A 13269-nucleotide genomic window follows, 5' to 3' on the forward strand; every position below is an offset into this window, starting at 1 on the left:
GTTTCGACAGGCGGCCGCGCCAGGGGCAGCGGCCGCACGGTGGGGGCGAAGCGGTGCCTTACAGCAGCACGCGGCGCATGTCGGCCAGCACCTGCGAGAGGTACGTGGTGAAGCGTGCGGCCAGGGCGCCATCGATGACGCGGTGGTCGTAGCTCAGCGACAGCGGCAGCATCAGCTTCGGAGCGAACTCCTTGCCATTCCAGACCGGCTGGATGGACGACTTGGAGACGCCGAGGATGGCCACTTCCGGGGCATTGACGATCGGGGTGAACGCGGTGCCGCCGATGCCGCCCAGCGAGCTGATCGAGAAGCAACCGCCGCTCATGTCGGCCGGGCCCAGCTTGCCGTCACGCGCCTTCTTGGCCAGCTCGCCGGTTTCCTGCGCGATCTGCACCACGCCCTTCTTGTCGACGTCGCGGATGACCGGAACGACCAGGCCGTTCGGGGTATCGGCAGCGAAACCGATGTTGAAGTACTTCTTCAGGGTCAGGTTCTCGCCGCTGGCATCCAGCGAAGCGTTGAACTCCGGGAACTTCTTCAGCGCCGCAGCGCTGGCCTTGATCAGGAAGGCGAGCATGGTCAGCTTGATGCCGGCCTTCTCGTTCTCCTTGTTCAGCGCCACGCGCAGGCCTTCCAGGTCGGTGATGTCGGCCTGCTCGAACTGGGTGACGTGCGGGATCATCGCCCAGTTGCGGGCCAGGTTCGCACCGGAGATCTTCTTGATGCGCGACAGCGGCTGCACTTCCACGTCGCCGAACTTGCTGAAATCAACCTTCGGCCACGGCAGCAGGTTGAGGCCACCGCCGGCAGCCACGGTGCCACCGGCAGCTGCCGGAGCGCCGCCGCTGAGCGCGGCCTTGACGAACTTCTGCACGTCGGCCTTGGTGATGCGGCCGCCCTTCTCGCTGCCACTGACCTGCAGCAGGTCGACACCGAGCTCACGGGCGAACACGCGCACCACCGGCGATGCGTAGGGCACCTTGGCCGGCAGCACGCCATCGGCGTTGAACTGTACCGGCGGGCTGGTCGGCGCGCCGGCCGAGGGGGCGCTGGCGATCTCGCGGGCGGCCAGCTTGTCCGGCTGGGCCGGCACGGCGACCGGCTCGACCTTGGTGGCGGTCTCGGCGGCAGCCGGGGCAGCAGCGGCGGCCGCCTTGCCCGGGGCCGGGGCGGCAGCGCCTTCGGCTTCGATGATGGCGACCACGTTGCCCTGCGACAGGTTGTCGCCGACCTTGACCTTGATCTCCTTGACCACGCCGGCGACCGACGACGGCACTTCCATGGTGGCCTTGTCGCTTTCCAGCGTGACCAGGCCCTGGTCCTTCTTAACCGTATCGCCCACGGCGACCAGCACTTCGATGACCGGAATGCCGCTGTAATCGCCGATATCCGGCACCAGGGCTTCCACCGCGCCGCCGCTGGCAGCGGGGGCGGCAGCAGCGGCCGGAGCGGGAGCGGCCTGGGTGGCAGCGGCCGGAGCAGCGGCCTTGGCCGGTGCGGGTGCAGCGGCGGGTGCAGCGGCAGCGGCCGGCTGGGCAGCCTCGCCGTCGGCCACTTCGATCAGTGCCACGACCTTGCCTTCGGACAGGCTGTCGCCCAGCTTGACCTTGATTTCCTTGACCACGCCGGCCACCGAGGACGGCACCTCCATGGTCGCTTTATCGCTTTCCAGCGTGACCAGGCCCTGGTCCTTCTTCACCGTATCGCCGACGGCAACAAGCACCTCGATTACCGGGATATCGCTGTAGTCACCGATATCGGGGACACGTGCTTCCTTGATTTCGGCCATGGGGAGAACTCCGGCAATCTGGTGTAGGGAAACGTCTATTGTGCGGCCAGCGGGAGCCAGCGCCAACCGTTACAGGTGTTTTCAGTACGCACGCAGCCGGGACACGCTGTTGCTCATGGCCCGCCGGCGCTTCCAGTCGGTAGCGTATTGTCCTGCCGATGTCCGCTTGATGTCGCCAGTGCGACGGCCACCGGCTGCCAGGCCTGGCGCAGGCGCGGCAAGGACCACGCTGCGTTGGCCGGACTGGTGGACGGCAGCGCCAGCACCTTGGCCGACGTGGCCAGCTGCGGCTGCACCCAGCGCTGGAAGGCCTGCATCGCCGCGGCACCGTTGCAGCCGATCAGCTGCAGGCCAGGCAGTGCGGCGATCAGTGCGGGAAGTGCATTGGCCACTTCCGTGCCACGCACGATGTCCGCATCCAGGCTTCCGCGTCGTTCGCAGCGGCCGATCACATCCCACAGGCCGACGCCATTGGCTGCCAGCGCCTGCAGTCGCTGCGCGTACGGCATTGCCGGGTCGAAGCCGCACAGATCGCCGAGCAAGGGCCAGAAACGATTGCGCGGGTGCGCGTAGTAATGCTGTGCCTGCAACGAAGCGATACCGGGCATTGAACCCAGCAGCAACACCCGGCAATCCGCGTTCACCTGCGCAGGCAGGCCGATGCACAACGTTGCAGCGCTCACATCTTCTCCAACTGCATGAATATTCCAGGAGGGCAGAAACCGCATGGAAACAGGGATTTCGCGCTGTTCGCTGAACAGTGCGAACTAATTTTTAACGCGCGTCGGATTCGATTCATGTTGGGGCGACTACGGTGTGCTCGCCCCGCAACCGGGGGCCCAAAACAAGAAACATTAGGAGATTCCCCCATGCGCTCCATCCGTATCCTGAGCCTCGCCCTGCTGACCTCCGCCGCGTTTGCACCGGCTGCCTTCGCGCAGGACAGCAGCACCACCGATACCGCCTCGGGCAAGCATTTTGCCGTGGTTGGCGGCGTCTCGCTGCTGCAGCCGAAGAATGACCCGATCGACGGCATCAAGAAGGTCGATGGCGGCCCGGCACCGACCGTCAGCTTCAGCTACTACATCAACGACAACTGGGCCGTTGAACTGTGGGGCGCTGCAGACAAGTTCGACCACAAGGTGAAGGGCCCGGGCAATGCCCGTCTCGGCAGCGTCGAGCAGCAGCCGGTCGCGCTGAGCGGCCAGTACCACTTCGGCCAGGCTGACAACGTGTTCCGACCGTTCGTGGGCGTGGGCTACTTCCAGTCGGCCTTCAGCAATGAAACCCTGGCCGACGGCAGCGACTCCGACATCCGCCTGAAGGACGCCAAGGGCGTGATCGGCACCGTCGGTGTGGACATGAACATCAACTCGACCTGGTTCGCCCGTGCCGACGCCCGCTACATGCGTTCGCGTCCGGACGTGAAGGTCGGCGGCGAGAAGATCGGCGAAGCGAAGATGGATCCGTGGACCGTCGGCTTCGGCATCGGCGCCCGCTTCTAAGCGCTTCTGCGTCTTTGTCGTACCGCGACGGGCCCTTCGGGGCCCGTCGTCGTTTCCGTCACCCGGGTTCTGTAGAGTCGACTGACAGTCGGATCTACACAGACGGGATGCGGAGGCGCGATGCACGAGGTCGACCTGCTGGTGATCGGCGCTGGCATCAACGGCGCCGGTATCGCCCGTGATGCCAGCGGCCGCGGCCTGAAGGTGCTGCTGTGCGAACAGCACGACCTGGCAGCACACACCTCCAGCGCCAGCAGCAAGCTGATCCATGGCGGACTGCGCTATCTGGAACAAGGCGAGTTCGGCCTGGTGCGCAAGGCGCTGGGCGAGCGCGAGGTGGTGCGTCGGCAGGCGCCGTTCCTGGTGCGGCCGCTGTGCTTCGTGCTTCCGTGGCAGCCGCACCTGCGCCCGCGCTGGATGCTGCGGCTCGGGCTCTGGCTGTACGACCATCTGGGCCGGCGCAGTCCCGCCTTTCCTGCGTCGCGAGCCGTGGATCTGCACGACGATCCACTCGGCGCGCTGCTGTCGCCACAGCTGCAGCACGCCTTCAGCTACGCCGACGCGCAGGTGGATGATGCGCGGCTGGTCATCCTCAACGCGCTCGATGCTGCGCAGCGGGGTGCATGCATCCTGACCGGCACGCGCTGCGTGGACCTGCAACGCGGGCACGGACGCTGGCACGCCGTACTGGAAAACGCCGCAGGCCATCAGCAGACCGTGCAGGCACAGGCGGTGGTCAACGCCGCAGGCCCCTGGGCCGGCGGTCTGCTGGAGCGCATGCACGCCCGCAGCGGCGGACCTGCGCTGCGCTTGGTCCAGGGCAGCCACATCGTGCTGCGCCGCGCCTGGCCGAACGACCGCGCCTGCCTGCTGCAGCAGCCCGACGGCCGCGTGGTGTTCCTGCTGCCCTTCCACGACCATCTGCTCATCGGCACCACCGACACCGACTATCGCGGCGACCCCGCACGCTGCAGTGTGCTGCCCGCTGAAGTGGACTACCTGTGCAGCGCTGCCAACGGCTACCTGCGCGATCCGGTCGCACCTGCCGAGGTGGTCTGGCAGTTTGCCGGCGTGCGCCCGTTGCTGGCCGACCCGGACCCGCGCGCGGCGAAACTGAGCCGTGACTATCGCCTGCAACTGGACGCCGAAGGTGCGCCTGCGCTGCACGTGCTGGGCGGCAAGCTGACCACGTACCGGGTACTGGCCGAGGAGGCACTGGACCTGCTGCGCCCCTATCTGCCGCACGCCCGCCCCGCCTGGACGGCGGCAGGCGAGCCACTGCCCGGCAGCGACTGGGGCGATGCCGGGCAGGCACGGGAACAGCTTCGGCACCAGGCCCCCTGGCTGCCGGAGGCCACGCTGCGGCGCTGGGCCAGCGCCTATGGCAGTCGCAGCATCGATCTGCTGCACGGCGCACGCAGCCTGTTCGATCTGGGCGAAGACTTTGGCGTGGGCCTGCACGCACGCGAGGTGGCGTTCCTGTGCGACCACGAGTGGGCCCGCAGCGCCGAGGATGTACTGTGGCGGCGGAGCAAGCTGGGGCTGCAGATGGACGCGGCACAGGCGGCACGGCTGCAGGCCTGGATGGATTCACGTCGCCGGTAATGCCGCGCGCGGCCCGGCGCCACCGATGCATTACGATCCCAACATCGCCACCGGAGACGCTGCATGACGCCCCGCTACGTGCTGGCCATCGACCAGGGAACCACCAGTTCGCGCGCGATCCTGTTCGATCGCGCCGGCGACATCGTCGGCAGCGCGCAGCGCGAGTTTGCCCAGTTGTTTCCACAGCCGGGCTGGGTCGAGCATGACCCGCGCGAGATCCTGACAAGCGTCTATGCCACGATCACCGAACTGCTCAGCCGCGAACAGATCGATCCCCGCCACATCGCCGCACTGGGCATCACCAACCAGCGCGAAACCACCGTGGTCTGGGACCGTGCCAGCGGCCAGCCGATCCACAACGCCATCGTCTGGCAGTCGCGGCAGAGCCAGGCGATCTGCGAGCGGCTGAAGTCCGGCGGCCACGAAGCGCTGATCCGCGAGCGTACCGGCCTGCTGATCGATGCCTATTTCTCGGCCACCAAGATCCGCTGGATCCTCGACCACGTGGAAGGCGCGCAGCAGCGGGCCGAACGTGGCGAGCTGCTGTTCGGCACCATCGACAGCTGGCTGGTGTGGAATCTCAGCGGCGGCCAGGCGCACGTGACCGACTACAGCAACGCCGCACGTACGCTGCTGTTCAACATCCACACCTTGGAATGGGACGAGGACCTGCTGGCCCTGCTGGACATTCCGCGTGCGATGCTGCCGCAGGTGCGCGATTCCAGTTCGGTGTACGCGCACACGCGCCCGCAGTTCTTCTTCGACCATCCGATCCCGATTGCCGGCATCGCCGGTGACCAGCAGGCCGCGCTGTTCGGCCAGGCCTGCTTCCAGCCAGGCATGGTCAAGAACACCTATGGCACCGGCTGCTTCATGCTGATGCACACCGGCACGCAGGCCGTGCGCTCGCGCAATGGCCTGCTGACCACCATTGCCTGGGGCCTAGAGGGAAAGGTGGAGTACGCGCTGGAGGGGTCGATCTTCATCGCCGGCTCGGTGGTGCAGTGGCTGCGCGATGGGCTGCGCATGATCGATCGCGCTGCTGACAGCCAGGCCTTGGCCGCACAGGTGCCGGACAGCGCGGGGGTGTACCTGGTGCCGGCCTTCGTCGGCCTGGGTGCACCGTACTGGCGCAGCGACGTGCGCGGTGCGATGTTCGGCCTGACCCGTGGCACCGGCAAGGCCCACTTCGTGCGCGCAGCGCTGGAGGCGATGGCCTACCAGACCCGCGACGTTCTGGATGCGATGCAGTCCGATGCGGGCATCTCGCTCAGTGAACTACGCGCCGATGGCGGCGCGATCGGCAACGACTTCCTTGCCAGCTTCCAGGCCGACATCCTCGGCGTACCCCTGCTGCGACCGCGGGTGACCGAGACCACCGCGCTGGGTGCGGCCTACCTGGCCGGGCTGGCGGTCGGCTTCTGGGAGAGCCGCGAACAGATCGCGGCACAGTGGGGGCTGGATCGCCGCTTCGAACCGCAGATGGCGGTGGCCCGGCGCGAGAAACTCTACGCCGGGTGGCAGCAGGCCGTGGCCGCCACCCTCGCCTTCCATGTCGACTGACGGTAGTGCCGGCCGCTGGCCGGCAACACCGTGATCTTCGGGTACACCTGCTGGGTTGCCGGCCAGCGGCCGGCACTACCCCAGAGTCAGAACGCCGGCAGCACCGCGCCCTTGTACTTGGTCTCGATGAAAGTCTTCACCTGGGGGCTGGTCAGCGCCTTGGCGAGCTTCTGCACGCGGGCGTCGTCCTTGTTGTCCGGGCGGGCGACCAGGAAGTTCACGTACGGCGAGTCCTTGCTCTCGATCGCCAGCGCGTCCTTGGTCGGGTTGAGGCCGGCATCCAGCGCATAGTTGGTGTTGATCAGGGCCAGATCGACCTGGTCGAGCACGCGCGGCAGCATGGCCGAATCCAGCTCGCGGAACTTCAGGTTCTTCGGGTTGGAGACGATGTCGCGCTGGGTGGCCAGTGCGTTGGTCGGATCCTTCAGCTCGATCACGCCGGCCTTGTGCAGCAGGATCAGCGCGCGGCTGTTGTTGCTGGGGTCGTTGGGGATCACCACATCGGCCCCTTCACGCAGTTCGGCCAGCGACTTGATCTTGCGCGAGTAGGCACCGAACGGCTCGATGTGCACGCCCACCACCTTGGTCAGGTCGGTCTTGCGATCACGGTTGTAGGCGTCCAGGTACGGTTCGGTCTGGAAGTAGTTGGCATCCACCTGCTTCTGCACCAGCTGGTCGTTGGGCTGCACGTAGTCGTTGAACACGCGCACGTCCAGCTCCACGCCTTCCTGCTTGAGGATCGGCTTGACCACTTCCAGGATCTCGGCGTGCGGCACGGCGGTGGCGGCCACCACCAGCTTCTGCGATGGCTCACCGGACTTGCCGCAGGCGGTCAGGGCCAGCGCAGCGGCGAACAGGGGCAGCAACAGGGTCTTCTTCATGGGCGCAATCGATCTCGGGGGAGGTGTCAGGATTTTTCGTAATTGGTCAGGGCCAGTTCCAGCAGTGCCTTGGCCTGCTCGCGCAGCATCATCGGCTCGACGATCTCGGCATCGGACCCGTAATGCAACACGTCCATCAACAGTTCGCGCGACACGCTGTAGGGCACTTTCAGTTCGTAGCGGCCATCAGCGAGGAAGCGTCCCTGCTGCTTGGAGTGCCAGTGCTCGTCGGCCACCCAGCGCGCGGCCTTGGCACTGAACAGGATGGTTGCCCAGCCCTTGGGCGCACCGGAGAAGATGCCGTAGCTGGCACCCAGCTGCTCGTCCAGCTCGCTGTCGGCGACATCGCGGGCGGTGCTGTCGATCACCCGCGCCTTGTAGATGCGGTCCACCGCGAAGCTGCGCAGGGCCTCGCGATCATGGTCCCAGCCGTCCAGGTACCAGTTGTCGCGGTAATGGGTCAGCCGTTGCGGCGATACGGTGCGCTTGGTCGCTTCGTCGGTCGAGCGGGCGCGGTACTCGAAGCCCAGCTGCTTGCGCTCCAGCACCGCCGAGGCCACCGAACGGAAGCTGGCTTCATCGAACTTGCGGCCACGGTGCGGAATCACCCGCACCCGATCCACCGGCCAGCTGGAAACACCGGCCTGCGCGGCCAGCAGGCTCTCGATGCGCTGCTGCAGCGGCGCCAGCACCGAAGACAGCACGCCGCCGCCGGTACGGGCCAGCAGGTGCTGCGAGGCCAGCAGGGCGTGCAGCTCCTCCGAGCTCAGCCACAGGCCGGGCAGCTCGAAGCGGTCGCTCTCGTCGGCCAGGTAGCGGAAGCCGGCCTCGCCATCGCCCTCGATCGGCGCCATCAGCGCATCGCGCAGGAACGCCAGGTCGCGGTAGACGGTGGCCCGGGAGCAACCGAGCTTGTCCTGCAGGGTCGCCACCGTCACCGGATAGCGTGCGGACTTGAGCAGACGATGCAGGGCGGTGATGCGTTCGTATCGGTCCATGCCCCCGATTATGTCCGAGTCTCGGGCGTTGTGGCGGACGATTGGGCTATCGTGGGCGCCCCCTGCCCCGTGGAGCGCCCGATGCGCCGGTTGTCTGTCCTGCCCCTGCTGGCCTGCCTGCTGCTGGCCGCCTGCGACCGCGCACCGGCGCCCACCGACGCTGCGAGGCCCGTCCCCGCTGCCGATCCGGCACAGGCAGTGCTGTCTGCCAGCCAGCGCTTTGCCGCCCTGCGCAGCTTCCATGCCGAGCTGGAGGTGCTGGGCGCGCAGCAGCCGGTGCGTACCGCGATGGACTTCGTCGCCCCGGACCGGTTCCGGGTGCAGACCCCTGCCGGACCACAGGTGATCATCGGCGACACCATGTTCCTGCAGGCCGACGATGCGATCCGCCAGGTGCCGACCCCGCCGGGGCTGCTGGAGCAATGGCGCAGCCCGCTGCCCGCCGATATCCCTGCACAGGCCCTGCAGGCCGAAGACCTGGGCGAGCAGACGCTGGACGGCGTCAGCACCCGCCACTACCGCCTGCGTGGCGCCACGGCCGGTGAGCGCCTGGAGTACTGGGTGGATGCGCAGGGCCTGCCGCGGCAGATCGTGCGCAGCGGCCACAACAACGGCAAGCCCTTCCAGCTGCGGCTGCGGTACTCGCGCTTCAACGATCCTGCCCTGCAGGTCGACCTGCCCTGAATGGGCCTGGCCGACAACGCCTGCTGAAGCAGGCGGGACGGACGATTCGGACGGTCATCACGCTTCCAGTATCATCACCGGCTGCCAACCGCTTCGGAGAAGCCTCGATGTCCCTGCGCGTGTCCCTGCTGGTCCCCTTGCTGCTCTGCGCCCCGCTGGCGTATGCGCAGGATGCCTCCGAACTGGCGGCGATGTCCTCGCCGTGGAGCGGCAGTGGTGGCGAACTCGGCTTCGCGTCGGCACGTGGCAACAGCAGCACCGAGAGCTTCAACGGCCGCCTGCGGCTGCGCTACACCGATGGCGACTGGGTGCACAGCATGGACCTGTTCGGCCTGCGCTCCAGCTCCAAGGTGACCGAAACCAGCGACGACGGCACCACCACGCGCCGCAACAACACCACCGCCAACCGCTACACCGGCAGTGCAGGCAGCGCGCTGCAGCTGGGCGAACATCGCCAGCTGACGGCCACGGTACGTACCGAGCGTGATGATTTCGCCACCTACGACCGGCAGAGCTCGTTCGGTCTGGGTTACGGCACCCGGCTGTGGAACACCGAGCGCTTTTCGTTCGACGCGCAGATCGGCCCCGGTGTGCGCCGCACCCACAGCACCGAGGACGACCGCACCCGCACCGGCCTGATCGGTCGCGGCCTGTTCGACCTGAAGTACTCGCTGACCGACAACACCGACCTGATCAACACGCTGCTGGTCGAATCGGGTTCGTACAACACCTTCGGCCAGAACGATTTCGGTGTCTCGGTGAGCATGAACGAGCACCTGGCGCTGAAGGCCGGCTGGCAGGCGCGTTACAACAGCGACGTCGCCGAGGACAAGCGCAAGACCGATACCCTGACCACGATGAACGTGGTCTACAAGTTCAAATAAGCGAAACGGGCGCCTGGCGCCCGTTCTGCTTTTGGTAGTGCCGGCCGCCGGCCGGCAACTGCATTCAATCGGGATCATGAGGTTGCCGGCCAGCGGCCGGCACTACCTGCGGTGGCTCAGACGTTCAACAGCTCGCCAGCACCCGCATCCAGCAGCATCTTCGCCACGCGCTGGCCCAGCACTTCCGGGTCGCTGGCCGGGCCCACGGCGTCGGCACGCACCGCGCGGCCGTCGCTGGCGCTGCCGACCAGCCCCTGCAGGTGCAGGTCCTGGCCCTGCCACTGCGCGATCGCCGCCACCGGCACATGACAGCTGCCGTGCAGCGCGCGGTTCATCGCCCGCTCCGCTTCCACACAGGCGCGCGTGGCGGCGTCATCCAGGCCTGCAAACAGCGCCATCAGCGCGGCATTGCCGCCATCGCACTCCACCGCCACCGCGCCCTGCGCCGGCGCCGGCAACCACTGCGGCGGCTGCAGTCGGGCGACGATGCGATTGCCCAGGCCCAGCCGTTCCAGCCCGGCCACGGCCAGCACGATGGCGTCGTAGCCGCCGTTGTCGAGCTTGGCCAGACGGGTGTTGACGTTGCCGCGCAGGTCCAGCAGTTCCAGGTCCGGGCGCAGCGCACGCAGCTGGGCCTGGCGGCGCAGTGACGAGGTACCGACGCGCGCACCGATCGGCAGTGCATCCAGCGAGGCATACAGGTTGGAGACGAAACCATCGGCCGGATCGTGGCGGGTCAGCATTGCCGGCAGCGCGAACGGCGCATCCAGTTCCATCGGCACATCCTTCAACGAGTGCACCGCGCAGTCGGCCTCGCCACGCAGCATGGCCAGTTCCAGTTCCTTGAGGAACAGGCCCTTGCCACCGATGGCAGCCAGCGAGCGGTCAAGCACTTCATCGCCGCGGGTGCTCATCGGCACCAGTTCCACGTGCAGATCGGGATGTGCCTGGCGCAGGCGGTCGGCGACGTGTTCGCTCTGCCAGAGGGCGAGCGGGCTCTTGCGGGTAGCGATGCGGACGGTTTCCATCCCTTCATTATCGCGCCTATCGGCGGGATACGGCCAACGGCGGAGCCCCTCGTGGCTGGTGTGGTCGTGCAAGCAACAGCTGTGCTTGGCCGGGCGGGGTGGGCTGCGCGGGGGACGCCGTAAACCCATCCCTGGGGGCTTGGCCGCGGCATCCATGCCGCGGACACCCCCACGCAGCCCACCCCGCCCGGCCTCTGACAGTTTCCGTGTGCGTCAGCCACGGAAGATCAAAAGAAAAAAGAAAAAAGCAGAAGCAGAAGCAACAGCCGGCGACTTCCGGGGTCAGATCCCTTTTCCGCAGGAAAAGGGATCTGACCCCTCTTTCCCCACCCGATAACACCAACGCTCTTGCTGTCCGTCACCGGGAAATTCGCGAGGGCGAGGCGGGATGGGCGGGCGGGACCGTTGGCGCCATGGATGGCGCCATCGAGCCCCCATGGATGGGTTTACGGCGTGTCCCGCCCGCCCATCCCGCCTCACCCAACACGCAACAACACAGAGCCGACCAACCCGCTGTTGCTGTTGCTGTTGCTGTTGATGTCGAAGCAGTCGCGGCCGCAGGCCGCGCGGAAAACCTACAGATGCCGCAATTCCTGCTTCAGCGTCGCCACGCAGCGCCGGCTCACTTCCAGCGGCTGCTTGCCATGCCGCAGCACCGCCTGCACCTGGCCTCCGCTGCCACGCCGCAGCTCCACCAGCTCGTGGCGCGCCACCAGGCAGTTGCGATGGATGCGCACGAAGCGGCTGGCGAACTCCTCCTCCAGCGACTTCAACGATTCCTCGATCAGGTCCTCGCCACGCGCGTGATGCACCACCACGTACTTTTCTTCGGCCTGCAGATAGTGGATATCGTCCAGCGGAATCAATCGCAGGCTGCCGCGCAGGCGGGCACACAGCATGCTGCGGGCCTGGCCGCCGGTGTGCTGGGGTTGCCCGTCACGGCCGGCCAGGAAGGTGCGGGCACGCGCGATCGCCGCTGCCAGCCGCTCGGCGCGCACCGGCTTCATCAGGTAATCGATGGCCGCTGCCTCGAACGCCGACAGCGCGTGCGCATCGTAGGCGGTGCAGAACACCACCGCCGGCCTGGGCTCGAAACTGGCCAGGTGGCGGGCCGCTTCCAGCCCGTCCAGGCCGGGCATGGCGATATCCAGCAGCACCAGGTCCGGCTGCAGTTCGGCGCACGCGTGCAGGGCCTGCTCGCCGTTGCCGGCCTCGGCCACTACGTCCACCCCTTCCTGCGCGGCCAACAGGCTGCGCAGGCGCTCGCGCGCCAGCGGTTCGTCATCGGCGATGACTACCCTCACGATCGTCCCCTCACTGGATCGGCACTGTCACCTGGCAGGCATAGTAGCCCTCGCTCCAGCCAGCCGTCATCCGCGCGGCGCGGCCGAAGCGCCAGCTCAGGCGATGGCCGATGCTGTGCTGGGCGTGGCCCGCTCCCTGGGCCAGGGCCAGCCCGGGCACCTGCGGATCCGGTGCAGGATTGCGTACGCGGATCTGCAGCTCGCTGCCCACACAGGCCAGATGCAGCTCGATGGTGCCGCCTTCGGGCAGGCGCGAGATGCCGTGCAGCACCGCGTTTTCCACCAGCGGCTGCAGCACCAGCCGCGGCATCGGCAGGTCCCAGGGCAGGGGTTCATCGCGCTGCCAATGCACCCGCAGGCGGTCGCCCAGGCGCAGTGATTCAATCGACAGATAGCGTTCGGCCAGTTCGCACTCATCGCGCAGGGTCGAATCGCCCTCGCCGGCACCCAGTGCGGCGCGGAACAGATCGGACAGGTCGAGCACGGCACGCTCGGCCACCGCTGGGTCGCGATGCAGCAGGCTGGCGATCAGGTTCATGCTGTTGAACAGGAAGTGCGGGCGGATGCGGGCCTGCAGGGCGTCGGCCTGCGCGCGGGCATTGGCCTGTACCTGCGCCGCCCAGCGGTCGCTGACATAAAAGTAGCGCAGCGCCAACGCGGTGATCAGCGCCGTGGTGGCCGCGCTGCCCAGGGTGAAGCGCCAGAAGCCGATGCCGCGCGCGAAGTTGTCGCCCAGCACGCCATACAGGGCATGGATGATGCCCGCGCACAGGATGGCGATCAGCGCGGCCAGGCCGACGGCGGCGACGGCGCCCAGCAGTTCCGGCAGCTTCGACAGCGCCTGCCGCAGCAGGCACAGGCTGGCGGTGACCGCCAGCGCCAGCCACAGCGCGAAACCGCTGGCCGAGGCCAGTTCCCCCATCGTCCAGTGGCGGCTGCCATCGGGCGCCAGCGCCAGCACCACCACCACCAGTTCGGCCAGGCCGAGCATCGCTGCCAACCGCGGCAAACGGCACAGTTCCGGCATC

12 protein-coding genes are annotated in these 13269 nt (G+C 67.6%); 5 read left to right on the top strand and 7 right to left on the bottom strand.

Annotated features, from left to right (window positions below; translation table 11 throughout):
- Positions 1-58 precede the first annotated feature (58 nt).
- Complete coding sequence (aceF, locus tag AC3WTC_RS11455) at positions 59-1789, bottom strand: dihydrolipoyllysine-residue acetyltransferase (protein ID WP_032976572.1); 1731 nt, start codon at positions 1787-1789, stop codon at positions 59-61.
- 113 nt (positions 1790-1902) lie between these two features.
- The gene (locus AC3WTC_RS11460; protein ID WP_080149793.1) at positions 1903-2472 is read right to left on the bottom strand and encodes a DNA-deoxyinosine glycosylase; all 570 of its coding nucleotides are present in this window, start codon (positions 2470-2472) and stop codon (positions 1903-1905) included.
- A gap of 186 nt (positions 2473-2658) precedes the next feature.
- Here AC3WTC_RS11460 and AC3WTC_RS11465 point away from each other — a divergent pair, with 186 nt between their 5' ends.
- The 3 genes from AC3WTC_RS11465 (at position 2659) to glpK (ending at position 6462) form a co-directional block, all read left to right on the top strand.
- A complete protein-coding gene (locus AC3WTC_RS11465; RefSeq protein ID WP_049464294.1) occupies positions 2659-3294 on the top strand; it encodes an OmpW/AlkL family protein in 636 nt (211 codons plus the stop codon).
- A gap of 120 nt (positions 3295-3414) precedes the next feature.
- On the top strand, positions 3415-4899 hold the full coding sequence (gene glpD / locus AC3WTC_RS11470; RefSeq protein WP_492711444.1) for a glycerol-3-phosphate dehydrogenase: 1485 nt from the start codon (positions 3415-3417) through the stop codon (positions 4897-4899).
- Between the two features lie 63 nt (positions 4900-4962).
- Positions 4963-6462, top strand: a complete 1500-nt coding sequence (gene glpK / locus AC3WTC_RS11475) for a glycerol kinase GlpK (RefSeq protein WP_025877385.1) — start codon at positions 4963-4965, stop codon at positions 6460-6462.
- A gap of 86 nt (positions 6463-6548) precedes the next feature.
- On the opposite strand, the gene AC3WTC_RS11480 is transcribed toward glpK, so the two are convergent.
- Complete coding sequence (locus tag AC3WTC_RS11480; protein ID WP_025877387.1) at positions 6549-7343, bottom strand: MetQ/NlpA family ABC transporter substrate-binding protein; 795 nt, start codon at positions 7341-7343, stop codon at positions 6549-6551.
- A 26-nt stretch (positions 7344-7369) separates the two neighbouring features.
- On the bottom strand, positions 7370-8341 hold the full coding sequence (locus AC3WTC_RS11485) for a helix-turn-helix transcriptional regulator (protein ID WP_025877388.1): 972 nt from the start codon (positions 8339-8341) through the stop codon (positions 7370-7372).
- A gap of 81 nt (positions 8342-8422) precedes the next feature.
- Between AC3WTC_RS11485 and AC3WTC_RS11490 the strand changes: the two genes are divergently transcribed.
- Positions 8423-9025 carry a LolA family protein gene (locus tag AC3WTC_RS11490; RefSeq protein WP_025877389.1) on the top strand — a complete coding sequence of 201 codons (603 nt, stop codon included), beginning with the start codon at positions 8423-8425 and terminating at the stop codon, positions 9023-9025.
- Between the two features lie 107 nt (positions 9026-9132).
- Positions 9133-9909, top strand: coding sequence for a DUF481 domain-containing protein (locus tag AC3WTC_RS11495; RefSeq protein WP_025877391.1), 777 nt, complete (start codon positions 9133-9135; stop codon positions 9907-9909).
- Positions 9910-10025: 116 nt separating this feature from the next.
- Here the strand turns inward: AC3WTC_RS11495 and hemC are convergent, their stop codons facing one another.
- The 3 genes from hemC to AC3WTC_RS11510 form a co-directional block, all read right to left on the bottom strand.
- A complete protein-coding gene (hemC, locus tag AC3WTC_RS11500) occupies positions 10026-10937 on the bottom strand; it encodes a hydroxymethylbilane synthase (RefSeq protein ID WP_025877394.1) in 912 nt (303 codons plus the stop codon).
- A 575-nt stretch (positions 10938-11512) separates the two neighbouring features.
- Entirely contained in the window at positions 11513-12241 is a 729-nt protein-coding gene (locus AC3WTC_RS11505; protein ID WP_025879008.1) for a LytR/AlgR family response regulator transcription factor, read from the bottom strand.
- A gap of 10 nt (positions 12242-12251) precedes the next feature.
- A complete protein-coding gene (locus tag AC3WTC_RS11510; RefSeq protein WP_080277664.1) occupies positions 12252-13268 on the bottom strand; it encodes a sensor histidine kinase in 1017 nt (338 codons plus the stop codon).
- Position 13269 lies beyond the last annotated feature (1 nt).

This window comes from Stenotrophomonas sp. FW305-C-20-S1, from assembly GCF_058783335.1.